The 23,838-nt window shown below is 59.1% G+C and carries 18 protein-coding genes and 1 pseudogene; 15 read left to right on the top strand and 4 right to left on the bottom strand.

Annotated elements, in window-relative coordinates; all coding sequences use genetic code 11:
• Positions 1-96: 96 nt before the first annotated feature.
• The gene (locus AC0V6M_RS12705) at positions 97-1,137 is read right to left on the bottom strand and encodes a GNAT family N-acetyltransferase (protein ID WP_486139172.1); all 1,041 of its coding nucleotides are present in this window, start codon (positions 1,135-1,137) and stop codon (positions 97-99) included.
• Between AC0V6M_RS12705 and AC0V6M_RS12700 the strand changes: the two genes are divergently transcribed.
• The 13 genes from AC0V6M_RS12700 (at position 1,136) to AC0V6M_RS12640 (ending at position 17,371) form a co-directional block, all read left to right on the top strand.
• Positions 1,136-2,671, top strand: a complete 1,536-nt coding sequence (locus AC0V6M_RS12700) for an acyl-CoA ligase (AMP-forming), exosortase A system-associated (protein ID WP_486139170.1) — start codon at positions 1,136-1,138, stop codon at positions 2,669-2,671. The two genes, AC0V6M_RS12705 and AC0V6M_RS12700, sit on opposite strands and share 2 nt — an antisense overlap.
• Positions 2,668-3,912 (top strand): pyridoxal-dependent decarboxylase, exosortase A system-associated, encoded by a 1,245-nt coding sequence (locus AC0V6M_RS12695; RefSeq protein ID WP_486139168.1) that lies wholly within the window; start codon positions 2,668-2,670, stop codon positions 3,910-3,912. The genes AC0V6M_RS12700 and AC0V6M_RS12695 overlap by 4 nt, the downstream gene beginning before the upstream one ends.
• Positions 3,913-4,115: 203 nt before the next feature.
• Positions 4,116-4,757, top strand: coding sequence for an XrtA/PEP-CTERM system exopolysaccharide export protein (locus AC0V6M_RS12690; protein ID WP_486139167.1), 642 nt, complete (start codon positions 4,116-4,118; stop codon positions 4,755-4,757).
• A 15-nt stretch (positions 4,758-4,772) separates the two neighbouring features.
• Positions 4,773-6,293, top strand: a complete 1,521-nt coding sequence (locus tag AC0V6M_RS12685; protein ID WP_486139166.1) for an XrtA system polysaccharide chain length determinant — start codon at positions 4,773-4,775, stop codon at positions 6,291-6,293.
• A 10-nt stretch (positions 6,294-6,303) separates the two neighbouring features.
• Complete coding sequence (locus AC0V6M_RS12680) at positions 6,304-7,314, top strand: AAA family ATPase (RefSeq protein WP_486139165.1); 1,011 nt, start codon at positions 6,304-6,306, stop codon at positions 7,312-7,314.
• Entirely contained in the window at positions 7,311-8,957 is a 1,647-nt protein-coding gene (locus tag AC0V6M_RS12675) for a TonB-dependent receptor (RefSeq protein ID WP_486139164.1), read from the top strand. Before AC0V6M_RS12680 ends, AC0V6M_RS12675 begins: the two co-directional genes overlap by 4 nt.
• Before the next feature lie 16 nt (positions 8,958-8,973).
• Entirely contained in the window at positions 8,974-10,104 is a 1,131-nt protein-coding gene (locus tag AC0V6M_RS12670; protein ID WP_486139163.1) for an XrtA/PEP-CTERM system-associated ATPase, read from the top strand.
• Complete coding sequence (locus AC0V6M_RS12665) at positions 10,105-11,004, top strand: XrtA system polysaccharide deacetylase (protein ID WP_486139162.1); 900 nt, start codon at positions 10,105-10,107, stop codon at positions 11,002-11,004. It begins immediately after the preceding gene.
• A complete protein-coding gene (locus AC0V6M_RS12660; protein WP_486139161.1) occupies positions 11,001-12,062 on the top strand; it encodes a FemAB family XrtA/PEP-CTERM system-associated protein in 1,062 nt (353 codons plus the stop codon). The genes AC0V6M_RS12665 and AC0V6M_RS12660 overlap by 4 nt, the downstream gene beginning before the upstream one ends.
• A gap of 15 nt (positions 12,063-12,077) precedes the next feature.
• Positions 12,078-13,301 (top strand): TIGR03087 family PEP-CTERM/XrtA system glycosyltransferase, encoded by a 1,224-nt coding sequence (locus AC0V6M_RS12655; RefSeq protein ID WP_486139160.1) that lies wholly within the window; start codon positions 12,078-12,080, stop codon positions 13,299-13,301.
• 73 nt (positions 13,302-13,374) lie between these two features.
• Positions 13,375-14,334: an exosortase A gene (gene xrtA / locus AC0V6M_RS12650; RefSeq protein WP_486139159.1), complete on the top strand. Its 960-nt coding sequence runs from the start codon at positions 13,375-13,377 to the stop codon at positions 14,332-14,334.
• A 12-nt stretch (positions 14,335-14,346) separates the two neighbouring features.
• Positions 14,347-16,245, top strand: coding sequence for an XrtA/PEP-CTERM system amidotransferase (locus AC0V6M_RS12645; RefSeq protein WP_486139158.1), 1,899 nt, complete (start codon positions 14,347-14,349; stop codon positions 16,243-16,245).
• A 202-nt stretch (positions 16,246-16,447) separates the two neighbouring features.
• Positions 16,448-17,371 carry a crotonase/enoyl-CoA hydratase family protein gene (locus AC0V6M_RS12640; protein ID WP_486139157.1) on the top strand — a complete coding sequence of 308 codons (924 nt, stop codon included), beginning with the start codon at positions 16,448-16,450 and terminating at the stop codon, positions 17,369-17,371.
• 8 nt (positions 17,372-17,379) lie between these two features.
• Here AC0V6M_RS12640 and zapE read toward each other — a convergent pair whose 3' ends face one another.
• The 3 genes and pseudogenes from zapE to AC0V6M_RS12625 all read right to left on the bottom strand — a co-directional run bounded on the left by zapE (position 17,380) and on the right by AC0V6M_RS12625 (position 19,749).
• Positions 17,380-18,486, bottom strand: coding sequence for a cell division protein ZapE (zapE, locus tag AC0V6M_RS12635; protein WP_486139156.1), 1,107 nt, complete (start codon positions 18,484-18,486; stop codon positions 17,380-17,382).
• Positions 18,487-18,505: 19 nt separating this feature from the next.
• The gene (locus tag AC0V6M_RS12630; protein WP_486139155.1) at positions 18,506-18,964 is read right to left on the bottom strand and encodes a PaaI family thioesterase; all 459 of its coding nucleotides are present in this window, start codon (positions 18,962-18,964) and stop codon (positions 18,506-18,508) included.
• A 4-nt stretch (positions 18,965-18,968) separates the two neighbouring features.
• Positions 18,969-19,749: pseudogene (locus AC0V6M_RS12625) on the bottom strand (succinate dehydrogenase iron-sulfur subunit).
• 287 nt (positions 19,750-20,036) lie between these two features.
• Here AC0V6M_RS12625 and AC0V6M_RS12620 point away from each other — a divergent pair.
• Both AC0V6M_RS12620 and AC0V6M_RS12615 read left to right on the top strand, forming a co-directional pair.
• Positions 20,037-20,795 (top strand): SDR family NAD(P)-dependent oxidoreductase, encoded by a 759-nt coding sequence (locus tag AC0V6M_RS12620; RefSeq protein ID WP_486139154.1) that lies wholly within the window; start codon positions 20,037-20,039, stop codon positions 20,793-20,795.
• Positions 20,796-21,174: 379 nt separating this feature from the next.
• Positions 21,175-23,820: a YadA-like family protein gene (locus AC0V6M_RS12615; RefSeq protein ID WP_486139153.1), complete on the top strand. Its 2,646-nt coding sequence runs from the start codon at positions 21,175-21,177 to the stop codon at positions 23,818-23,820.
• Positions 23,821-23,838: the final 18 nt, after the last annotated feature.

The raw sequence follows: 23,838 nt of genomic DNA, 5'->3' as shown, positions 1-23,838 counted from the left end.
CTGATGCGGTTGCCGAATTGTCGGTGACCGGATTACTGCTCATGCACCCCTCGTTTCCCGGAATTTAGCGGGTTTCTACTGATACGGGCGCTCGCCTTAGCTCTGCGCCTCACGCTTCGCAAGTCGCACAGTGGTTTGCCGAACGAGCCGCTTGGCTAGTGCGGGCCAGGCCTTGGACTGGCGCGGATCAAGGCAATCAATCCGATAACGATGGCGCGTCTCGCCCATCCACTCAGCCTTATAGGGTTGATCACCCGTGCCAAAGTCGATCAGTTCGACTTGGTCTTGATCGATGACACGCTCAAACAAAGCAGCCGTTAGTGTCGTGCCTGCCGAGAGCTGTTTGTGGCTTTCCAAGTGGGCGAGCTTGTGAATGTAAGCGCAGCCATTTTCCACGGTCCAACACTGCGCAGCGACCGGCGTTGCGTCTTCATAGGCGAGGCCCAGTCGCAGGCGCCCCGCATTTCCTTCCGCGCGTGCGAATTCGCGCAGCATGGCAGGCTCGTCTTCTTCAGGCTTCCAACTGGCGGCGTAGATCGCCTCATAGCTGGCCCAAGCCGCTTCATCGAACGTCTCGAGTATCTCGACGCGGACCTTCTTGGCCTTGCGCTTCAGCGTCGTGCGCATCTTGCCCGGCCGCTCAGCCCAATATTCGGCAAAACTGCGCCCGCGAACGTGCAGGATGTGGTTGAGATCGCTTGGCTCGCTTTTGACTGCCCAACCCGCCGCCTTGAATGCCTTTGCAAGCCGCGTTGCCGAGCCATTTTCGTCTGGCACAGGCTCTAGCGTTACGCGATGGCCGTGCATCTTTAAACTGCGTGCTATCTCAAACAGTAGGCGGTCTCCAAGATCGCCCAGAGGGACCAATTCGCGCCAGGTAAAATTGTACCAATTGCGCATTGGGGTGAGGTGATCTGCGCCTGCCTTCAACACCAAGGCCGCGCTGCGATCGCCTTCTTTGGCAACCACAATCAGTGGTTTAAGGCCGGTTTCAACCAACAGATCAAACCATTCCGCACGCTCAAAGGGAGAGCTAACCACGCCATCATCCGCTTGATGACATAGGTCATGCAAGACGTTAACGGTGTCATGGTAACTCACGGTGATCACTCGATCGTGCCTCTTCGGATTAGTCATGCCAAGCACCCTAGATGAGACAGCCAAACCGCTCGACCACATCGCCGAACGCGGCGCGGAATGTGGCCGCGCGGATGCGCCTGCTCTGGTGCTTCGTGACCGGACGTTTAACCATGAGGAGTTAAGACAGCGTGTCGCCATTCTCGCGGGCTGGCTTCAGAGCGCTGTGCCGGAGAAGGGCGCACGGGTCGCGAGCTGGGCAGCGAAGGGGCGGCTGACTTGCTTGCTGCCAATGGCAGCGGCGAGGGCGGGTCTGGTGCATGTGCCGATCAATCCCCTGCTTAAACGGGCGCAGGCAGCGCATATCTTGGCGGATAGCGGGGCAAGCCTGTTGATCGCGAATGCTGCGCGGCTAAAATCGCTCGAAGACAGTGATTTGCCGGTTTCCTGCGGCGCGATGGAGCAAGATGAGGCTCTATCGGCGGCTACTACGCATGACACGCCGCTTGGTCCCTCCGGTGCGGATCCCAGTGAACTGGCGGCCATCCTTTACACCAGCGGCTCCACCGGGCGGCCCAAGGGCGTGGTGCTGAGCCATGCCAACCTGTGGCTCGGGGCGGTCAGCGTCGCAGATTATCTCCAGATGGCAGGCGATGACGTGACGCTTTCGGTCCTGCCTCTCAGCTTTGATTATGGCCAGAACCAACTGCTTTCGACGTGGTACGCAGGTGGCTGCATCGTTCCACTCGACTTCCTGTTTCCGCGCGATGTGATGAAGGCTTGCGCCAAGCATCAGATCACGACCTTGGCCGCTGTGCCTCCGCTGTGGGTCCAACTCACCGAGCTTGAATGGACGCCAGAGGCAACCGCTTCCATGCGGCGTATGACCAATAGCGGCGGGGCGCTGACCACCGAGCTGGTCACGGATCTTCGGCGGATATTCCCCGATGCTGATCTTTATCCAATGTACGGCCTGACTGAGGCGTTTCGCTCTACCTATCTTGATCCGTCGCTGGTCGATTCGCACCCAACTTCAATGGGTAAGGCAATTCCTTTCGCAGAAATTCTTGTCATTAATGAAGAGGGTGAAGTGGCGGAGCCCGGCGAGGAAGGTGAGCTTGTTCACTGCGGTCCGCTCGTCGCCAAAGGCTATTGGCAAGACCAGGAGCGCACCGCGCAGCGGTTCAAGCCTGCACCGCGCCAGTCGCGGTACGGCGGTACGGCGGTCTTCTCTGGCGACCGAGTGCGCCGGGAAGAAGATGGTCTGCTCTATTTCGTTGGTCGCCGCGATGCGATGATCAAGAGCGCGGGCAATCGGATTAGCCCCGCAGAGATCGAAGTAGCCGCAATGGCCTGTGATGAGGTGCAAGAAGCGGTGGCCCTCGGCCTGCCAGACGAGCGCCTTGGCCATGCGGTGCATCTCGTGGTGCGCGGTGTTGAAAGCGAGGTCTCGCACAAGGATTTGGCCAAAACGCTCAAGCGGGAGCTTCCTAATTTTATGCAACCTCAAGCGATCCATTGGCGCGATGCGATGCCGCTAAATCCCAATGGGAAGATTGATCGCACGGCCCTGCTTAGGGAGCTAAGTCAATGATATCGCTGGATAAGGCCAAAGCGCTGGGGCCGATCCCCGCTGGGTTTGAGACACTTGATGGCGAACTCGCTATTGGCGGTAAGCGAGCCAGCGAATGGGCGCTGCAAGCGGGCAGGACCCCGCTGTTCGTATATTCCAAGGACCGCCTTGATACTCGTGTCGCGGAGCTGCGCGCTGCGCTGCCGCCGCGCATAGGGATCAATTATGCGGTCAAAGCCAATCCCTACGCCCCTGTGATTTCCCATATGGCGGCTCTAGTCGATGGGTTCGACATCGCCTCCTCCGGCGAGCTCACCATGACCAATACCGCCGGAATTGATCCGGCGCGCGTCAGTTTCGCAGGGCCCGGCAAGCGCGATGATGAGTTGGAAGCGGCTATTTCTACGGGCGTAACGCTCAACTGCGAGTCCGAAGGCGAAGCACGCCGCTCGCTCAAAATCGGCGAGAAACTAGGCAAGGCCCCGCGCATGGCTCTGCGCGTGAATCCGGATTTTGAGCTTAAAGGCTCCGGCATGAAGATGGGCGGGGGCGCGAAGCAATTTGGCGTGGACGCGGACAAAGTGCCCGTTCTGGCGCGCGAAGTGATCGCCGCGGGCGCCGAATGGCGCGGCCTGCATATCTTTACAGGCAGCCAGGCCTTGAGCGCTGAGGCCATTATAGAAGCACAGGGCAATGTGCTGAATTTAGCCGCAAAATTGTCTGACGAGATCGGCGGGCTGCTGCCAAAACTCAATATGGGCGGCGGATTTGGGATTCCTTATTTCCCCAATGACTCGGCCTTGGACTTACCGGCGGTTGGTGCTGCATTGCATGGGCATGTGGCAAAGCTTCCAACGCCTCTTGAGAACACAGAGTTGTGTCTTGAACTCGGTCGCTATCTCGTTGGCGAAGCAGGTGTCTATCTTACCCGGGTGATTGATCGCAAGGTCAGTCACGGCACGACCTATCTGGTCACGGATGGCGGATTGCATCACCAACTCGCCGCATCAGGTAATTTCGGCACGGTTGTGCGCCGCAATTACCCCGTCGCCATCGCCAATCGATACAACGCGCCAGTGGATGACGTGGTCAATGTGGTTGGCTGCCTATGCACTCCGCTAGACCGTTTGGCCGACAAAGCGGGCCTGCCACGCGCCGATGTTGACGACCTGGTCGCGGTCTTTTGTGCCGGGGCATATGGGGCCAGCGCTAGCCCCAACGCGTTCCTTGGCCACGGCCCTGCGGCGGAAATGCTCGTGTAAACGCTCAAACCCCCGCAATTCTGCGCGTTTAGAGTTTGCCAAGCCGCTGTCCCGAAACGGGATAGGGGGCCAAAACAGGCGTTATTACTAACACAATGTTCACCAATATGAGCGAGAGAGTTCGGGTCATTCGCGGGCCCAGTGCTGCAGGTCGCTCCTGTGGCTGATGCTGACCCCGCCGACCTAGGCAAGGATACGTATCAATGAAGACCTCTTTTTCGCTTTCCCGGATACTGGGACCTGCTGTTGCAGTTTCGCTGCTCGCCGGTTGCGGTGGTGCGGGGCAAGAATTGCCTCCGGCTAGCTTTGCAACCACGGAAGAGGGGCCGAGCGAAGAATATGTGATTGGTCCGCTTGACCAAATCACTATCCACGTTTGGCGCAATCCAGAGTTGAGCGCTGAGGAAATTCAGGTTCGCCCTGATGGCCGGATTACGATCCCGCTAGTGCGCGACCTTCCTGCCGTGGGCAAAACCGCCACCGAATTGCAGAACGACATCCGCGATCAACTCGCTCAATATATTGAGCAGCCGATTGTCTCGGTGATCGTCAACGAGTTCTCCGGCACGTTTAACCAGCAAATCCGCATTGTTGGCTCAACCGAGCAGCCAGCATCTTTGCCTTACCGGGCGAATATGACCGTGCTTGACGCGATGATCGCTGTGGGCGGTTTGAGCGAATTTGCCGCTGGCAACCGGGCAAAGCTGATCCGTTTGGACCGCGAGAGCGGTGAACAGGTCGAGTACCGCCTGCGCCTCAAGGATTTGCTCAAAAAGGGCGATAGCGCCGCAAACGTGACCCTAAACCCAGGCGATGTAATCATCATCCCTGAGAGCACCTTTTAAGGACCTCCGTCGCGCATGAGCGAGATTTTTGAAGAACTGCGCACAGCGCTTTACTCGGTCTGGCACCGCCGGTGGCTGGCGCTTGCCGTCGCCTGGGGCGTGTGCCTGCTCGGGTGGTTGGTGGTCGCAATGATCCCCAATTCCTATGAGGCGAAGGCGCGCATCTATGTGGATGTGGACGATGTGCTGTCCGAACAACTGGGCATTGCCGGCGATGGCCGCGAGGAAATCCGCCGCGTTCGGCAAACACTTGCCAGCGCTGTAAACCTTGAAAAAGTCATCAACTCAACGCGTTTGGGTGAGAATATCACAGAACGCTCGGCGCTTGAGACTGAGATCAAGAACCTCGATGAGAAGGTGACTGTTACGAGCGAGCAGGACAATCTGTTCGTAATCACCGCGACGGTCGGCAAAGGTGATCTGTCTGACGCTGAGAACGCCGTTCTAGCGCGTGATGTGGTCCAGAAGCTGATCGATATCCTACGCGATGAACATGTCGCGGGTAGCCGGGCGCAGGTTTCCGGTGCCGTCACTCAGATCGATGAACAGCTTGAAGAGCGCAAGCGCGAGCTTGAAGCGGCAGAACAGCGCCGTCTCGCCTTTGAAGCGCAATATCCTGACTTGATCGGGGGTTCAGGTACGCTTGTAACCCGCCTTCAGCAGGCGCGGACAGAGGCGCGCGGGATCGAAGCTGACCTCGCTGCTGCTGAAAGTGCTTTGGCCGCGATCAACGGCCAATTAGCGGGGACGCCGCGCACCATCGACACGCCGGGCACTGGCGGTCCTCGGGCCGCTCTATCTGGCGCCCAAGCGCAATTGGCAGAACTGCGTTCGCGCGGGCTGACCGACGAGCATCCCGATGTGGTTGCAACCACACGCCAAGTTCAAATCCTGACCCGCCAAGTTGCGGCAGAAGGGCCGAACGCCGGCGGCGGCGCACCAAACCCAGCATATACCTCGCTGACCTCGATCCGTGCAGACCGGCAAGCCAGCGTCGAATCGCTGCAATCCCGGCGTGCAGCGATCCAATCAGATATAGCCGCGCTGATGGGCAGCCAGGCCGCTGAGCCAGAGGTCGCCGCAGAAGCGAACCGGATCAGCCGCGATTATGAGGTGCTGCAGCAGAACTACGAAAAGCTGCTGCAAGACCGCGAAGAACTGCGCACGCGCGGCGAAGTGGAAGACAACACCAGCCAGTTTAAATTCCAGCCGACCGATCCGCCAGTGGTGCCGCAAGGCCCCGCTGCACCCAATCGTCCATTGTTGCTGCTCGGCGTGCTGTTCGTAGGTCTCGCCGCTGGGGCAGGGGCCGCTTACGCGCTCAGCCAACTGCGTTCGACCTTCGCAACGCCAAAGAAGCTGGAGCGCGCGCTCGATCTACCTGTGATTGGCTCGATCTCGATGACGGTATCCGATGCCGCGAGGGAACTGCGCACAAAACGGTTTAAACAATTCGCTGGAGCAACCGCTGGGTTGTTCGGTGTGTTCATAATTCTGCTGGGCATTGAGTTTGTCTCAGTCGGCGCGGTTGCGTGAGGGGGCTGAGATGACAGAACACAGCAAAATTTCACGCGAAGGGACGACCAAAGTGAGCGGCAAACCGTCGCTGTTTGAGCGTGCAAACGATACCTTTGGCCTGGATGCCTTGGCATCAGCAAAGCCGCCTGTGCGCCTGCCAGAAGGTGAAAAGTGCGTTCGTCGGCCGGTTACCGCTTCAAGCGCTACTGCTCCTGTAGCGGCTTCCGTAGCGACGACAGTCCAAACTTCTGCGCCAGAAGATCCCAAAGTAGAGCCCATCAAGGCGACCCCGCAGGCTGTCGCTCTCGGCAATACGCTGCAACCCATCTCCCGCGATCATCTTCGCGATGCAGGGCTGATCGTGCCAGAAGACGGCGTGAGTGAGCTGCTCGAAGAGTTTCGCATCGTCAAACGGGAACTGCTTGCCGATGCTCGCGCCGGCGGATCATCGAAAGCACAGCAAATTCTCATTTCTTCGCCGCATCCTGGCGAGGGCAAGACCTACTGCGCGGTCAATCTGGCGATTGCTTTGGCGGCTGAGCGTGATCTCGAAGTGCTGCTGGTCGATGCTGATGTGATCAAACCCAGCGTCCCGGCACGCCTTGGTTTCGAACCGGGTAAAGGCCTGATGGACGCATTGGCTGACCCGAGCCTTCAGCCAGAAACGCTCGCGGTCAAAACAGATATCGACAATCTTTCCGTGCTGCCTGCGGGCAGCCGCAATTCCAATGCCGCCGAATATTTGGCGAGCGCCCGGACCGGCGACGTGCTTGCACGTCTGACACAGGGCGCGCCGAACCGGATCGTCATTTTCGATACACCGCCCGCGCTTGCTGCCTCCGCAGCAGCCGAGCTCGCCGCGCATGTTGGCCAGGTTTTGCTGGTCGCCCGCGCCGATGAAACAAGTCGTGCAGCGCTTGAAGATGCGCAGCGGCTGCTGTCGGCCTGTGTCGACATTAAGCTGTTGCTCAATGCAGCACAATTCAGCCCGTCAGGACGCCAGTTTGGCAGTTATGGCGCGCAGGGGGAAAGATCGTGATTAAAGTTCTCAGAGCAGCTCTGCTGGTCGGGCTGGCGGCCATTGTCGTCGCTGCGCCCGCTCAGGCGCAAGCACAGGATGACGGCGGCAATTCAGGCACCTCAGACGGCCCGCGTGTTGCTGTGCAGCCCTATATTGAGGTGTCTCAAGTTCTTTCGGCTGAGCTGACACCGGGCGATGACGTGCTGACCTACACTCAAGTGGCAGCAGGCGTGGATGTATCCGCGACGGGCCGCAACAGCGGTGGTTCGTTATCGCTGCGCTACGAGCGCAACATTGGCTACGGCGCGTCTGACGGCATCGATTCCGATACGTTCAGCGGCGTTGCACGCGGTTATCTCTCGATTATCCCGCGTTCTTTGACGCTGGACGCAGGGGCTTTGGCTAGCCGCACGCGAATTGATGGCTCTGGCGGGGTCACTGCCAATCCGTTGGTGCAAGACGATGCCGAAAGCCAAATCTACAGCGGCTATGTCGGGCCAACTCTTGCAACCCGCGTTGGTGCGGTCGATGTGACCGGCTCTGCTCGAGTGGGCTACACCCGTCTTGAGGCGAATGACGCGATTGTCACTCCCTCCGGAGACGTCGCCGATGTGTTCGACGACAGTGTCACCTACAACGCACAATTGCGCGCTGCCACCCGCCCAGGCGAGCCTCTGCCCGTTGGTATTGGAGTTGGTGGGGGATATTTTCAGGAAGACATTTCCAACCTCGACCAACGAGTCCGTGACACCTATGTTCGTGCCGACGTGACCGTGCCGATTACCAGCAATCTCTCGGTTGTCGGCGGCGTCGGCTACGAAGATGTTGAGGTTTCGAGCCGCGATGCGCTGCGCGATGTTAACGGCGATCCCGTGATCGGCACAGATGGCCGCTTGGTCACAGACACCAGCGCGCCGCGCCAGCTCGCCTTTGATATTGATGGTTTTATCTGGGACGTTGGCGTGCTCTGGCGCCCGAGCAGCCGCACGTCGCTCGCGGCGACCGTTGGTCGCCGTTACGATTCAACCACCTATTACGGCAACTTCACATTTGTACCTGATAGTCGCAGCCAGCTGAGTATCTCAGTCTACGACGCGGTCAGCGGATTTGGCGGATCGCTCACCAATTCCTTGGCAGCATTGCCAACCGAATTCTCGGCCATTCGCAACTCACTGACCGGTGATTTCGGTGGGTGTGTCGGCGGAGAAAGCGGCGCGGGCTGTGCTGGCCTGTTCGGCTCAGTCCGTTCAGCCGCCTTCCGCAGCCGCGGCGCCCAAATCGCTTATCAGCGCCAGGTTGGCCGCCTCAACGCGGCAATTGCTGCTGGGTATGACAATCGCCGCTTCATCGCAGCACCGGGAACGATTTTGGCCGCCGCTGACGGTGTGACCGACGAGAGCTATTACGTGCGCAGCTCTCTGAACCGCCCAATCGGCAACAATGCGAACCTCGCGGTCAATGGTTACGTCAATTGGTTTGGCCGCGGTGATGGCATCAACGGCAATGTCACCGGCTATGGCACTTCGGCTGCTTACAGCCGCTCGCTCACCGGCAAGCTGTCGGCCCGCGCGGCGGTCGCTGTGGATTACCTCGATTCCGATTTGTCGGCTGATGACTTCGCCTTTGCAACGGCGCTGCTCGGCCTGCGATACGACTTCTGATCTGGACACACTGACGATGTACGAACAATTTTACGGCTTCAATTCTCGCCCATTTCAGCCGACCCCTGATCCCGAGTTCTATTTCGAGAGCGCGAGCCACAGGAAGGCTTTGTCCTATCTCGGCTATGGCTTGAACCAGGGCGAGGGATTTATCGTCATCACTGGCGAAGTGGGCGCGGGTAAGTCGACCTTGGTGGCGCATCTGATGCAGCGGATCGACCCGGAGGCACTGACTGTCGGCCAAGTCGTCACCAGCGCACTCGACGGCGAAGAGCTGATCCATGTGGTTGCGCAAAGCTTTGGCATCGAAGTCACAGGCCGCGACAAAGCAGGCGCTTTGGGCGCGATTGAGGGCTTCTTGCAGGACGAAGCGCGCGCAGGGCGGCGTTGTTTGCTGGTCGTCGACGAATGCCAGAACCTGCCTGTCGGCGCATTGGAAGAGCTGCGCATGCTGTCTAATTTTCAATTGGGATCGCACCCGCTGCTGCAAAGCCTGCTGCTGGGTCAGCCAGAATTTCGCACGACAGTCGCGAGCCATCCTGACCTCGATCAACTGCGCCAACGCGTCATCGCTTCGCACCACCTGGAAGCGCTCGATGAGGAAGAGGTGGAAGCCTATATCACCCACCGGCTCGAGCATGTCGGGTGGCAGGGTAATCCAGCGATCACCGCCGAAGTGCTGAGTGCCATTTACGAGGCAACGGATGGCATTCCGCGCCGTGTGAACCAGATTATGAACCGTCTGCTGCTGCTCAGCGCGATCGAAGAGCAAAGCGAGCTGACCACAGCGATGGTTGAGGCTGTCTGCGAAGAAATGCTAACCGATACATCAAAAGGTGCGCGCGATATTCCAGCGCAAGTGACTACCTCTGCATCTGTTGCAGACGCGGCAATTAACGCGGTGCCTGCACCAGAAGTCGCCGCCTTGCTGGCAGAGCGCGATCAGCGCACCTCCAAGCTGGAGGCTGCGATTGGTGAGTTGCAAGAGGCAGGTTCCCACGCGCAGCCAATGGAAATGGATCCGGAGGTAAGCGAAGCGATCAACCGCATTGAAAGCCGGCTTGAAGAACAAGAGCAATCTTTCCGACATGTCGTTGGCATGCTGATCGAATGGCTTGAGGAAGACGCATCGCGCGAGGCCGCGTAAATGAACGTCGCGCCGAATTTCTCCAAGGATGTGAAGGCTCAGGTCGTCAACGGCCTGTCCGTTGATGTCGAAGACTGGTTTCAGGTCGGCGCGTTTGAGGATGTGATCGAGCGCGGCGAGTGGGACGGGATCAAGACCCGCGTCGAAGACAATATCTACCGCATCCTCGATCTGTTTGCCGAGGCCGACGTGCATGGCACGTTCTTCACCCTTGGCTGGGTGGCAAAGCGCCATCCACAAATGATTCAGCGGATTGCAGATGCGGGCCATGAAATCGCGAGCCATGGCTATGACCACGCGCGCGTCTTCACCTTCACACGTGAGCAATTTGCCGAAGATCTCAAACTGTCGCGCGATATCCTGCAGGACTGCTCTGGCACCGAGGTTGCCGGCTACCGCGCGCCAAGTTTCTCCATCGACCAGCGCACCCCTTGGGCCTTCATGGAACTGGCAGAGCAGGGCTACACCTATTCTTCCAGCGTCGCGCCGATTGCGCATGACCATTATGGCTGGCCTGAGGCGCCGCGTTTTGCCTTTAAGCCGATTCCTTGGTCCGACATGATCGAGATCCCGGTCACCACCGCCATTCTTGGCGGCCGGCGTGTTGCGGCGGGAGGCGGCGGGTTCTTCCGCGTGCTGCCCTATGCCTTTTCGCGCTGGGCGATCCGCCAAGTGAACCGCCGCGAAGAACGCCCGGCGGTGTTCTATTTTCACCCTTGGGAAATTGATCCCAATCAGCCGCGCGTTGGCAATGCGCCGATGCGCTCAAAGCTGCGCCACTACACCAATCTCGATAAGATGGCGGGCAAGCTGGGCGAGTTGGTTCATGAGTTCCGCTGGGCACGGATGGATATGATCGCCCTGCGCGAAGCATCACGGGCCGTCGACCTGACCCCATGAACGCGCCTGTGAAACTGCCTATCACCGTCTCGCAAGTGGACTTCTCGGACGCCCAAATGCTGGAGCGGCTTGAGGGGTTTGTGCGCGAGCATAAGGCAAGTCTGTTTCACCGCCCAGCATGGCTGAAAGCAGTGGAAGCGGGCACAGGTCAAAAGGCCTGCGGATTCATCACTCAGCAGATGGGCGTAGTTACCGGTTGGCTGCCGTTGACCGATGCGCATTCGCCTCTGTTTGGTCGGGCTTTGGTCTCCAGTGGATTTGGCGTGGGAGGCGGTGTCTTGGCCGAGACACAGGAAGCGGCTCAGGCCCTTGCTGGCGCCGTACAAGATCACGCGGTTAGGAATTCGGTTGCCAGCGTGGAACTTCGCGGGGGAGCCGTGCCCAATGGCTGGAAAAGCGTGAGCGACAAACACGCGGGTTTCATCGCCGAGTTGTCAGAGGATGACGAGGCGCAATTGCTAGCCATTCCGCGCAAGGCGAGGGCGGAGGTGCGCAAGGGCCTGAAAGGCAGCCTCAACGTACGCATTGGCCGCTCAGACAGCGATTTGTCGGCTCATTATGCGGCGTACAGCAAGAGTGTCCGCAATCTTGGTACGCCCGTGTTTCCGAAAACGTTGTTCAAGGCGATGATTGAGGCGTTTCCTGACAGTGCCGATATCCTCACTGTGTATTCGGATGAGGAGCCTGTCTCCAGCGTTTTGTCCTTCTATCACGAGGGCGCAGTTATGCCATTTTGGGGCGGTGGCACATTTGCTGCGCGCTCCCTGCGCGCCAATGAGCTAATGTATTACAAACTCATGTGCCACGCGCGTTCGCTTGGTATGTCACACTTTGATTTTGGCCGCTCCAAGACCGGCAGCGGCCCCTACAACTTCAAGAAGAACTGGGGCTTTGAACCGCAGCCGCTGACTTATGCCCATTGGCATGCGCCGGGCACCGAGCCGCGCGATGTCGACCCGACCAGCGAGGCTTATTCGCGCAAGATTGAGCTCTGGAAGAAGCTGCCGCTGCCGATTGCCAATGCGATTGGTCCATGGATTGCGCGCGGACTGGCCTAGGGACCGGGCAGGCTGATGGGTGATATCCTATTTCTGGCGCACCGCGTACCGTTTCCGCCCAATCGCGGGGACAAGATTCGCGCGCATCATTTGCTGAAGAAACTGGCGCAACTTGCCCCAGTCCATGTCGGCTGCTTCGCGGAGAATGCTGAAGACCGCGCAGCTGTGGACGAGGTCGATGCGCTCGCCGCCTCACAATGCGTCGTCGATCGGCGTAAACCTCTGGCGCTTGCCGGGGTCGAAGCGGTGCTGACCGGCAAACCAGTCAGCCTCACCGCATTTCACAGCGCGCGATTGGAAAGCTGGGTTCAGCAGACCCTCGTTAAGCACCCAATCGACATGATCATCATCTTCTCCGGGCAAATGGGCCAATATGTGCCCGATAGCTTTAGGAGTAGGGTGGTGATCGACCTCTGCGATGTCGATAGCGCCAAGTTCGAAGGCTATGCCGAAGCGGGCGAGCGCGTCTGGCTGAATACGCGGGAAGGGCGCTTGCTTGCGGCGGAAGAAGAGCGCCTCGGCGCGCGGGCCAATGCGACTATTTTGATCAGCGAGAACGAAGCTGAACTATACCGGAGCAGGCTGACCGATCCATCGCGGGTGAACGTCCAAGTGATCGGCAATGGTATTGATGCCGCCGCCTTTGATCCCAGCGCAGTCGAGCCGCATGCCGAATTGGCAGCTCGCAAGGGTCCGCACTTCGTGTTTACTGGGCAAATGGATTACCGCCCCAATGAGCAAGCGGCTGAGTGGGTGATTGAGCAATTGCTGCCCGTCATCCGAGCCAAACACCCTGAGGCTGAGTTTCACATTGTGGGCCGCAATCCGACCGCGCGACTGCTCGCCCGTTCGGACACGCCAGGTCTCTCCATTTGGGGTGAGGTGCCGGACGTCAAACCTTTCATAGCGGCGGCGGACTTTTTGCTCGCGCCGCTGCTGATCGCGCGCGGCGTTCAGAACAAAGTGCTCGAAGCGATGGCGATGGCGAAGCCTGTAGTTCTCACCCAAGAAGCCGCGACTGGCATCGCCGCCCGCGACGACGAGCATTGGCTGGTCGCGCCTGCGGACCCCGCGCAGATGGCCGCTCGGATTGAGGCGGCTTTGGCCGATCCCGATGCATTGTTCGACCTAGGAGCCTCAGCGCGGCAATTCGTGCTGGATCACCATGCGTGGGATGCGATGCTCGAGCCACTTGGACGCTTGGTTAGGCCAGCGGGCGAGGCGCGAGATGCAGCCTGAGAAACTCACTCAGGATTGGCGTCAGCAGAGCATCGCTGACCACGTGCCAAGCGCCTGGAAGCAGCCTCTTGTGATGCTTACGTTTGCAATCACCGCACTTGTTGTTTTGGCGGCGCGCGAATGGGGCGAGATGCTGCATCAATGGTGGAACATCGACACCTACAATCACATCCTGTTGGTGCCCGTCATTGTTGGTTGGCTAGTATGGTTGAAACGCGATGAGCTTGCGGTCGCTAAACCGAAAGGCTGGTTACCCGGTCTCGGTCTCGTTGCTGCAGCACTTGGACTGTGGACGGCTGGTCGCATCACCGGAATCAACCTCGTCGCCCATGCTGGAGCGGTTGGCGCAGTCATGGCCGCCGCTCTTGCTATCATTGGCCCACGCATCTCCGTGCTGCTAGCCCTGCCATTGGCAATGATTGCATTTCTGGTGCCCTTTGGCGACGAGATCATCCCACCGCTGCAAATGATCACCGCTGAGATTGCAATCTGGCTCACCCTTTCCAGCGGCGTCCCTGCAGAGATCGACGGGATTTACATCAATACGCCGGTTGGCCTGTTTATCGTCGCCGAGGCTTGCTCTGGGGTGAAGTTCCTCGTCGCCATGGTCACTCTGGCGGTACTGATCTGCTTTACACAGTTCACCAGCTGGAGCCGCCGCGCGGCCTTCATGCTGGCCGCTATCATCGTCCCAATCCTGGCCAACGGAGTCCGCGCCTGGGGCACGATCTATATTGCCCAAAGCCAAGGCGTCGAATTCGCTGAAGGGTTCGATCATATCTTCTATGGCTGGATATTCTTTGCCATCGTTCTGGTGATCATGCTCGCGGGTGCATGGCGCTTCTTTGAACGTGATCCAGAGGACGCCGGGTTCACATCTGAACAGCTGCGCGCAATGCCTTGGGTTGCTCGTCTAGAGCGCTTCAACGCCAGCCATGCAGCCATCCTGATCAGCATCACCATTTTGGCGGTCCTCGTGGGAATTACCGTCGCTCTGAAACCGGCTGTCGCCATTACCGCGCCAATCGGCTAGGCGGCTCATCCTATGTGCGGGATTGTCGGAATTTTTCATGCGGAAACGCCCAAGCCCGTCGACCCTGCGCGGGTGGAACGGATGTGCGATGCGCTGGTCCACCGCGGTCCGGATGGAGCAGGCGTTTGGACCGCTCCAGGCATAGGACTGGGGCACCGCCGCCTCTCAATCATCGACCTTGAAGGCTCTCCGCAGCCGATGGCAAGCATCGATGGCCGTGCCGTAATCAGCTTCAATGGCGAGATCTACAATTACCGCGAATTGCGCCGCGAACTTGAGCAATCCGGCGCACGGTTTAAAACCTCAGGCGACACCGAAGTCATTCTAGCCGCGTGGCAGCGCTGGGGCCCGGATTGCCTTTCGCGCTTGAATGGCATGTTCGCCTTTGCGATCTACGATTTGGACAAACGCAGCCTGTTCTTAGCCCGCGACCGGCTCGGCGTAAAACCGCTGTTCCTAGCGCGACTCAGCGACGGCAGCCTTGCCTTTGCCTCTGAACTCAAGGGCCTGCTTGCACATCCTTTGCTGCGACGTAGGCTGAACCCGCAAGCGCTCGATGATTACCTTACATGGGGCTATGTTCCAGACAGCCGCTCGATCCTGGCAGGGGTAGAGAAACTGGCCGCTGGTCATTTCATGCTGCTCGAACATGGTCAGCCGATTAGCGCGCCAAAACGCTGGTGGGATATCAGTTTCGAAGAACGCGCACGCGGCTCCGAAGCAGACCTGTCTGCGCAATTGGTCCATTTGATGCGCGAGGCAGTGCAATCACGCATGGTCGCAGACGTGCCGTTGGGCGCATTCTTATCCGGCGGTGTCGATTCCTCTAGCGTCGTTGCCTTGATGAGCGAAGTCAGCACAGAGCCTGTGCGAACCTGCTCAATAGGGTTCGATGTCGCGGCGCTGGATGAGACAAGCTACGCGCAAACCGTCGCAGAGAAGTTCAGCACCGACCATGAAGCGCGAACGGTTGGGCAGGACGACTTTGGCGCCGTCGATGCGCTGGTCGGCATGTTTGACGAACCCTTTGCCGATGCATCCGCTTTACCGACTTGGCGGGTATGCCAGTTAGCGCGTGAGAAGGTGACCGTGGCTCTGTCAGGTGACGGCGCAGATGAAGCATTCGCGGGATACCGCAGGCAGGTCTTTCATCATCATGAAGAGCGCGTGCGATCGATTTTGCCTGCCGGTCTACGGGAACCCATATTTGGGGCGCTTGGGCGGGCATGGCCAAAGGCGGATTGGGCACCGAGGCCGTTCCGAGCCAAATCCACTTTGCTCGCGCTCGCTGAAGGAGGTGAGGCGGGTTATGCGCGCGGGCTCTCCGTCAACACCCCTGAACAGCGCAGCGCGCTCTATGACTCAAGCTTCGCCAGCGACCTTCAAGGCTATCGCGGCGAAGATGATCTTATCACAATGATGGAGAGCGCTCCGGCGCGCAGCGGGCTCGACCGGGCGCAATATGCGGACCTCAAATTTTGGCTTTCTGGGGATATTTTGACCAAAGTCGACCGCACCAGCATGGCCGTTAGTCTGGAGGCGCGGGAGCCCTTACTGGACCACCGGTTGATCGAGTTCGCGGCGCGTCTACCAGAGAAAATGCGGGTGCGCGGATCGACCGGGAAATACCTGCTCAAGAAATGCATGGAGCGATATTTGCCGAGCGATATTCTCTATCGGCAAAAGCAAGGCTTCGTGACGCCAATTGCGGACTGGCTGCGCGGGCCATTGGCTGGATCGGCGCGTGCCATTGCATCAAGCTCGCAGCTAGCCCAATCGGGATGGTTTGATCGCAAGCACGTGGCTGAATTGGCTGAGGCGCATATCGCAGGACGCTCAGATAACTCGAGGGTTTTGTGGCAATTACTGATGCTCGAAAAGTCAGTCACCCGGCTAGGTGTCAGTGCATAACGGCGACTAACAAAAGGGCACTGTTAACCATGCGGTGACCCAAACTGAGACGTAAACACTTGTTGCGATCATGAATTAGTATTTGCACTTAAACAGTGGCCGTGCCTAGATCGCTGCATATCGAAGTAAATCGACGATCCAGCTCAATGGGGCGAATACAAGATCGAAGCTTCGCCATGGTGGTATTTGGAGCATTTCGAGAATGGATAGCGGGGCAAGCAAAGCAATCCCTTTCACTGATGACGAAGAGTTGTTCGCGGAAAGCGCATTGCATGCATCAATTCCAGAAGAGTTATTTAAACTCAGTGAAATAGACGTGATGTACGACGATACGTCGGGCACGCTGTGGAGCTATATGAACCCGGTCGATCGCCCTAGCTTTACGCGGGCGATGCTGGATAATTTTGAAGAATGGCAGCGGCAAATTGCGCGCGGCTTCGGCCCTGGCAAAGTGCCTTTGAGGTACCTTGTGCTAGGCAGTCGCGCGTCCGATGTGTTTTGCTTCGGCGGTGATCTTGCGCTTTTCCAAAGACTGATCCGAGAGCGTGATCGCGATGGCTTGGTTAACTATGGCCATCGCTGCTGCGCGATCCTTCATCGCAATATAGAAGCGCTCGATATTCCGATGTTGACCATCGGCATGGTGCAGGGCGCTGCGCTTGGTGGCGGGTTCGAAGCACTGCTATCGTTTGACTACATTATTGCCGAAAGAACCGCGACATTTGGCTTGCCAGAGGTAATGTTTGGCCTCTTCCCAGGCATGGGCGCACACGCATTGCTGTCCCGCAAAATCGGCAGCGCGATGGCGGAGCGGCTTATCATGTCAAACGAGACCTACACGGCTGAGCAAATGTACGAGATGGGTGTTGTCCATCAGCTAGCTGAACCGGGTGACGGCGTGAATGCGACGCGTGATTTCATCAAGAAGTCTGAGCGACGCCATGCTGGACTGGTGGGTTCTCGCCGGGCGACCAAAGAGGTTTGGAACCTTCAGCTTTCGGAGCTCAACCGCATAACGGAACTGTGGGCGGATACAGCGCTTGAGCTGCGCGAGCAGGACCTCAAAGTGATGAACCGGCTGACCACGGCGCAAGAGCGTCTTGCAGAACGCATCGCCGCCGCATAGGCTTGTCGTTAGCTCTCGGCTCCATGTCCAAGAGCTAGATACTCATCGCTCTGCATTTCTTGCAGGCGGCTAGCCGTGCGTTCAAATTCAAAGCTGCCATCGCCGGCCTGATAGAGCGCATCTGGCGCTCTCGCGGCGGTCGCGAACAGCTTCACCTTATGCTCGTAAAGAGCATCGATCAGGGTCACAAACCGCGCCGCTTCATTGCGCATTTCCGGGCCCATTTGCGGGATGCCTACGATAATGACTGTATGGAAATTGCGCGCAATGGCGAGGTAGTCTGGCGCACCGCGTGCCTCTGCACACAGCCGTTTGAAACTGAATACGCCAACGCCTTTCAAAGACTTAGGCACGTGGATGGTGCGCTTTCCGCCCACCTCCAGCTCTTGTGACGGCACGTGCTCAGCATCCTCTGGTGCAAAATCCGTCATGCGGAAGAACACCTCTCGCACCGCATCGGTCGCCGCATCGCCTATGGGTGTGTGCCAGGTCGTCAGGTCACCAATCCGGTCGAGCCGGTAGTCGGTCGGACCATTGAGACTAACGACGTCGAGTTCCGCCTCGATCAGGTCGATGAACGGCAGGAAGTGCTCTCGGTTGAGCCCATCCTTGTAAAGGTCTTGGGGAGGGCGGTTTGAGGTCGTCACAATCGCCACGTTGTGCGTGTTGATAATCCGCGCAAACAGGCGGCTCATGATCATCGCATCGGCAGAGTTGTTCACCACCATCTCGTCAAATGCGAGACAGCGCAAATGCCCTGCAAGCCGCTGTGCCGCCACCGGAATGGGATCGCCGCTTTCGGTCTTGCGCGCTTCTCTCAGCTCTGCGTGCACCTCTTGCATGAAGGCATGAAAGTGAACGCGCCGCTTCTCTTTGATCGACAGGCGTTCATGGAACAGATCCATAAGCATCGACTTACCACGGCCAACCCCGCCAAACATGTAGACTCCTTGCGGGCGGACCTTCTTCGCGCCGAACAGCTGCGTCAGCAGCCCGCCAGAGGTCTCCGCCTCCAGGTCCTTCTGCAGCCGATCAAGTCGCTCCGCAGCGCGCCTCTGGTCCGGGTCGGGCCGCAGCTCACCATTGGCAATCAGACGTTCGTAACGCGCCAGCATCGGCTCTACTCGGCGTTGCTCATGCGCGCGGCTTCATCTTACGCACAATGCCGGAATAGCTCGCGACCACATCGTCATCCTGAGCCACCTGTCCGCGCAGAAACAGCATACGGCCCGTTTCTCGCACGATCTCCGTCACAGCGTCCAGCGGCCGTTTTGGATCACCGCCTCCCACGAACTGCGTCGAAAGCTCCAGCGTTACAGAAGGCCCCGCATTCCCGCTGCCCACGACATGCATGGTCGTGAACATGGAGATGTCGATCAGGCTGAGCGTTACCGCGCCGTGGATGATGCCTTGCAGGTTCTCATGCCGCCGCTCCGGGACCATGCGTAGCCGGCATTTGTCGCCCTCTGGCCGCGTGATCAGCTTCCCCATCACCGCGCCATTGAACAGCGTCTGGTCTTTCAGGTTCCAGTGATGCCAACCCGGATTGTCAGGATCGGGGGTATGCTCGAATACCTCGTCGTCTAACGTCACCGGATCAGATTTCGCGCTCTGCCATCATCTTCTTGGTCTCTGCGATCGCCTTTGCTGGCGAGAGGCCTTTCGGGCAGACATTGGCGCAGTTCATGATCGTGTGACAACGATACAGGCGGAACGGATCCTCCAACTGATCGAGCCGCTCACCGGTCATCTCATCGCGGCTATCCGCGAGCCAGCGATACGCCTGCAATAGGATCGCAGGGCCCAGGAACTTGTCCGAATTCCACCAATAGCTCGGGCAGACTGGTCGAACAACAAGCGCACAGAATGCACTCGTACAGCCCGTCCAATTGCTCGCGCTGCTCCGGCGTTTGCAGCCGCTCTTTACCCGAAGGCGTCGGCGTAACCGTCTGAAGCCATGGGCGAATGGACGCATATTGCGCATAGAAGTGCGTGAAGTCCGGCACCAGGTCCTTGATCACATCCATATGCGGCAAAGGAGTGATGCGAACCTCACCCTTCAGGTCTTCAATCGCGGTGGTGCATGCCAGGCCATTCTTGCCATTCATGTTCATCGCGCAGGATCCGCATATCCCTTCGCGACAAGAGCGGCGGAAGGTGAGGGTGGGATCAACCTCGTTCTTGATCTTGAACAGTGCGTCGAGCACCATCGGACCGCAATTGTCGAGATCGATCTCAAACTTGTCATAGCGCGGGTTGTCACCGCTATCGGGATCATAGCGATAGATCTTGAACGACTTAGCGCGCCCGCCATCTGCCTTGTGCACTTTGCCCTGCTTGCTGATCTTTGAGTTCTTAGGAAGCGTGAAAGTCGCCATTACAAATCTGATCCCATTGCCTTGTGACACCTATCTAGCGGCTTGGCGCGCGAGGGCAAGACGCGGAGTGTTGCGAGTATGGCCACAATTGTTGAGTAACGTTCATGGTCCCCGGTCACCGCTCGCATTCTCAACGCTTCGTCGCGCGTGAGCCACGCTTGGAACACCTGGAACACAGTCCTAGCGGCGAAAACCAATCGATCAAAACCGCGCGATTGATCGAGAAAAGCGATCAACCAATTGCGGGATATGCGGAACTTACACGCCATTGCGGCCTTTTACCTCGCATGAGCGATGTAGGACACAGCAAACCGGACGGCTCCGCCCCCTGGCCAGCCACCGCCGCCGTCTTTGGCGCAAGCGGCGGGATCGGCCGCGCTCTGTGCGAAGCGCTGGCGCAAACCGGCACGCAGCGGATCTATGCCGGATCGCGCAGCGGAGATGCGCCAGCGGGCGAGGGCATCATCCCCTTTGCCTTTGACCTTCAGGACGAGGCCAGCATCGCCCACGCCGCCAGCATGGTGCAGGACACCCCGCCGCAAATGATCATCGTCGCCACCGGCGTGCTGACCTTGGCCGATGGGCGCGGGCCAGAGCGGACTTACAAACGCCTTGACCCCGCAACTATGGCAGAGGTGCTGGCGCTCAACACCATCGGCCCGGCGATGATCGCAAAGCACATGTTGCCGCTGCTTCCGCGCGAGGGGCGGGGCGTGTTCGCGGCGTTATCGGCCCGCGTCGGCTCCATCTCGGACAACAGGCTGGGCGGATGGCACAGCTACCGCGCCTCAAAAGCCGCGCTCAACATGCTGCTCAAAAACTTCGCGCTGGAAATGGCCCGCACACACAAGGAAAGCGTGGTTGTCGGCCTGCACCCCGGCACCGTCGACAGCGCTCTGTCGCAGCCATTCCAAAAGGGCCTGCCCGAGGGCCAATTGTTCACCCCTGCAAAATCCGCCGCGCATCTGCTCGATGTGCTGAGCGGCCTGGATGCGGCCCACAGTGGCAGAGTGTTCGATTGGAAGGGCGAGGAAATTCTCAGCTAAGCCTCAATCCCGCGCCCCCATTCTCCGAATCAAGGTGATTCGCGCGGGGTTGCAGTGATTCGCTTTGGCCAGAGAAAATTCGGCCAAAATCGCGCCAAAACCCAAAAAAAAGCCCATTTTTCGCAAAAAAAGTGGCCAAAACCGCAAATTACAACGCTTTTTACAACGCTTTTACAACGCTTTTACAACGCTCATTACAACGGTCGCCTGTCATCACCTGTCACGAAGACGAGGCGCCCTGCCGGTGAGGTGTGGCTGATTGGTGAACGTACGATCCCGCCAATTGGTCACGCCTCATTGGGCCGCTCTATTATATGGGGAGCAACCAAAAGCGCCTCGTCTTGAATGTGAACAACACACGCAAGACAGGGAATTAAACATGAAAAAGACCACTCTACTTTCGACCGCTGCTGCTGCAACCATCGCCGCGCTGGCAATTCAACCCGCACCCGCCGCGGCTCAGTCAACAGAGGTCGGCACGAATGCAAACGCCAACGGCGAAAATTCCACAGCCGTCGGAGGGGCTGCCAGGGCGGAAGGCGATGAATCAACAGCGGTTGGCCATGCTGCAGTGGCTGATAACGACCGCTCAACGGCTATAGGCACGTTCGCACAAACAATAGACGACGCTGTGGATGCCACTGCGGTCGGCGTTTCTGCAGTGGTGAACGGAGACCGAGGCACAGCAGTTGGACGCAGCGCTTTTGCCCAAACCGATGGTGCAGCGCTCGGGCATGCCGCTCGTGCCCTAGCCACAGCCACAGCAATTGGACAAGACTCTGATGCAAGTGCCTTTCAAGCAATTGCGCTTGGTCAACTTGCCAATGCGTCCGCAACCGGTGCCACCGCGCTTGGAGGAGGCTCTGCTGCATCTGGCACTCAAGCAATTGCGCTTGGTCAAAATGCCAATGCGTCTGCAAACGGTGCCACCGCGCTTGGAGGAGGCTCTGCTGCATCTGGCATTCAAGCAATTGCGCTTGGCCAAAATGCCAGTGCGGCGGGCAACAATTCGGCTGCTATCGGTTTTGACTCAAGCGCCACAGGTGTGCGTTCTGTTGCACTGGGTGCTTTTTCCCAGGCCAGCTCAAGGGGAGTTGCTAACGGAGACTCGGCTATTGCATCCGGCACTGCTGCGATTGCCATTGGCTCGCAGTCGGGAGCAGGCGCCGAAGGGGCCATTGCGATCGGCGGAGATGGAAACGATGCAGACACCACAGGCGCGCAGGCGACGGAGCTCGGCGCGATTGCTATTGGTCTGGACGCACAAGTCGTTACTGGCGCAGATCAAGCAGTTTCAGCCTTTGGTGCGATTGCTATAGGGCGTTTGACGGAGGCGACGGCTACTGGCGCAGTGGCGATTGGCGACCAAGTAGACGCGATGGCCGATGGCGCGGTGGGGATTGGCTCTTTTGCACAAGCGACGGCCGATGGCGCGGTGGCGATTGGCGATCAAGTAGATGCGAGGGCCGATGGCGCGGTGGGGATTGGCTCTTTTGCACAAGCGAGGGCCGATGGCGCGGTGGCGATTGGCGATGCAGCAGATGCGACGGGCGAAAGCGCGGTGGCGCTTGGAGAAAGTGCGGGAGCAAGCGCCTTTGGCGCCATTGCGATCGGCGGAGATGGACCAGACGAGGACACAGGCGGAATATTTGGAGCGCAGGCGGACGCGGATGGCGCGATTGCTATTGGTCTGGACGCCCGAGCCGTCACTGGCGCAGGTCAAGAAGCTCCAGCCTTAGGTGCGGTGGCGATTGGCCTATTGTCATCAGCGACGGACGAAGGCGCGGTGGCGTTTGGCGCATTTTCATCAGCGACGGCCGAGGGCGCAGTGGCGCTTGGCGGTGCTGCAGATGCGACGGCCGAAGGCGCGGTGGCGCTTGGCCGGGCCTCAGAAGCGACGGCCGTTGGCGCGGTTGCGCTTGGGCGAGGCGCATTGGCAGAGCGAGATTCCGCGATAGCGATTGGCGCTAACGCATTTAACGACGGGATATCTTCAATCGCCATTGGCGATGGAGTAAATGTGTCAGAAACCAGTGCCATAGGTATTGGAGACGGATCACGAGCATTTGGGTTCCGTGCAACCGCGATCGGCTCTGAGGCTGCAGCTACCGGTGAAAACAGTTTTGCCGGTGCTGCGGGTTCGAGCGCCACCGGAGCCAGCTCCATCGCGCTGGGCTCGGATGCGGATGCTCAGCAAGACAACGGCATTGCGATTGGTTCGGGCGCGAGTGCGACCCGGGTGAGCGCTTTGGCAGTGGGTACAGGTGCTTTGGCTGAATCGGCGGGCGCAACTGCGCTGGGCGAGGGTGCTGTGGCGCGCGGCGATGATGCCTTTGCATTGGGTAACAGCACCTTTGCTCGCGGCGCGGAGGCAACGGCGATTGGCGGCAATGCCCGTGCAACCATTGCTGGTGCGATTGCTATCGGGGGGAGTTCCCGGGCGCAGGCTGCCGATGCACTGGCGCTAGGCAATGGTGCGTTTGTCAATCAAGAAGGCTCAACTGCGATCGGCGCAGGGGCGACCACAACAGCGGCCAACCAAGTGACGCTGGGCGGTACCGGTTCATCGGTGCGCATCGGTGATATTGATGCGAGCACGGCGGCTCAGCAGGGTCCAGTCGACGTTGTGACGGTGGACGCGAACGGCACTCTGGGCCGTCAGAGCGTTGCGACAGCGGCCTCGGTCGACAACGTGCGTGTCGCGCTGAACGCCGTCGCGCAGGTCTCCACCGCGCAGTTTGATGCGCTCAGCGGACGCGTCAGCACTCTGTTCGACCTCACCGACACCATTGATCGAGATGCGCAGCGCGGCGTTGCCTCGATCGCGGCCCAAGCAGCGCCGCATTTCCCCAGCGAAGCGGGCAAGACCAGCTACGCCTCCAACGTTGCGACCTATCGCGGTGAGGTTGGCTTCTCAGCAGGCCTGATGCACCGCTTCGAAGGCGACTTCGCCATCACCGCCGGGGTTACCTATGCAGGCGGCAATTCCACCAGCGTTCGCGCAGGCATCGCAGGGGAGTTCTAGGGTTGCGCTAAAACAACT

Source organism: Erythrobacter sp. JB3-1, from assembly GCF_057364995.1.
Note: the sequence above shows the minus strand (reverse complement) of the source record. Positions and strands in the feature narration are given on the sequence as shown.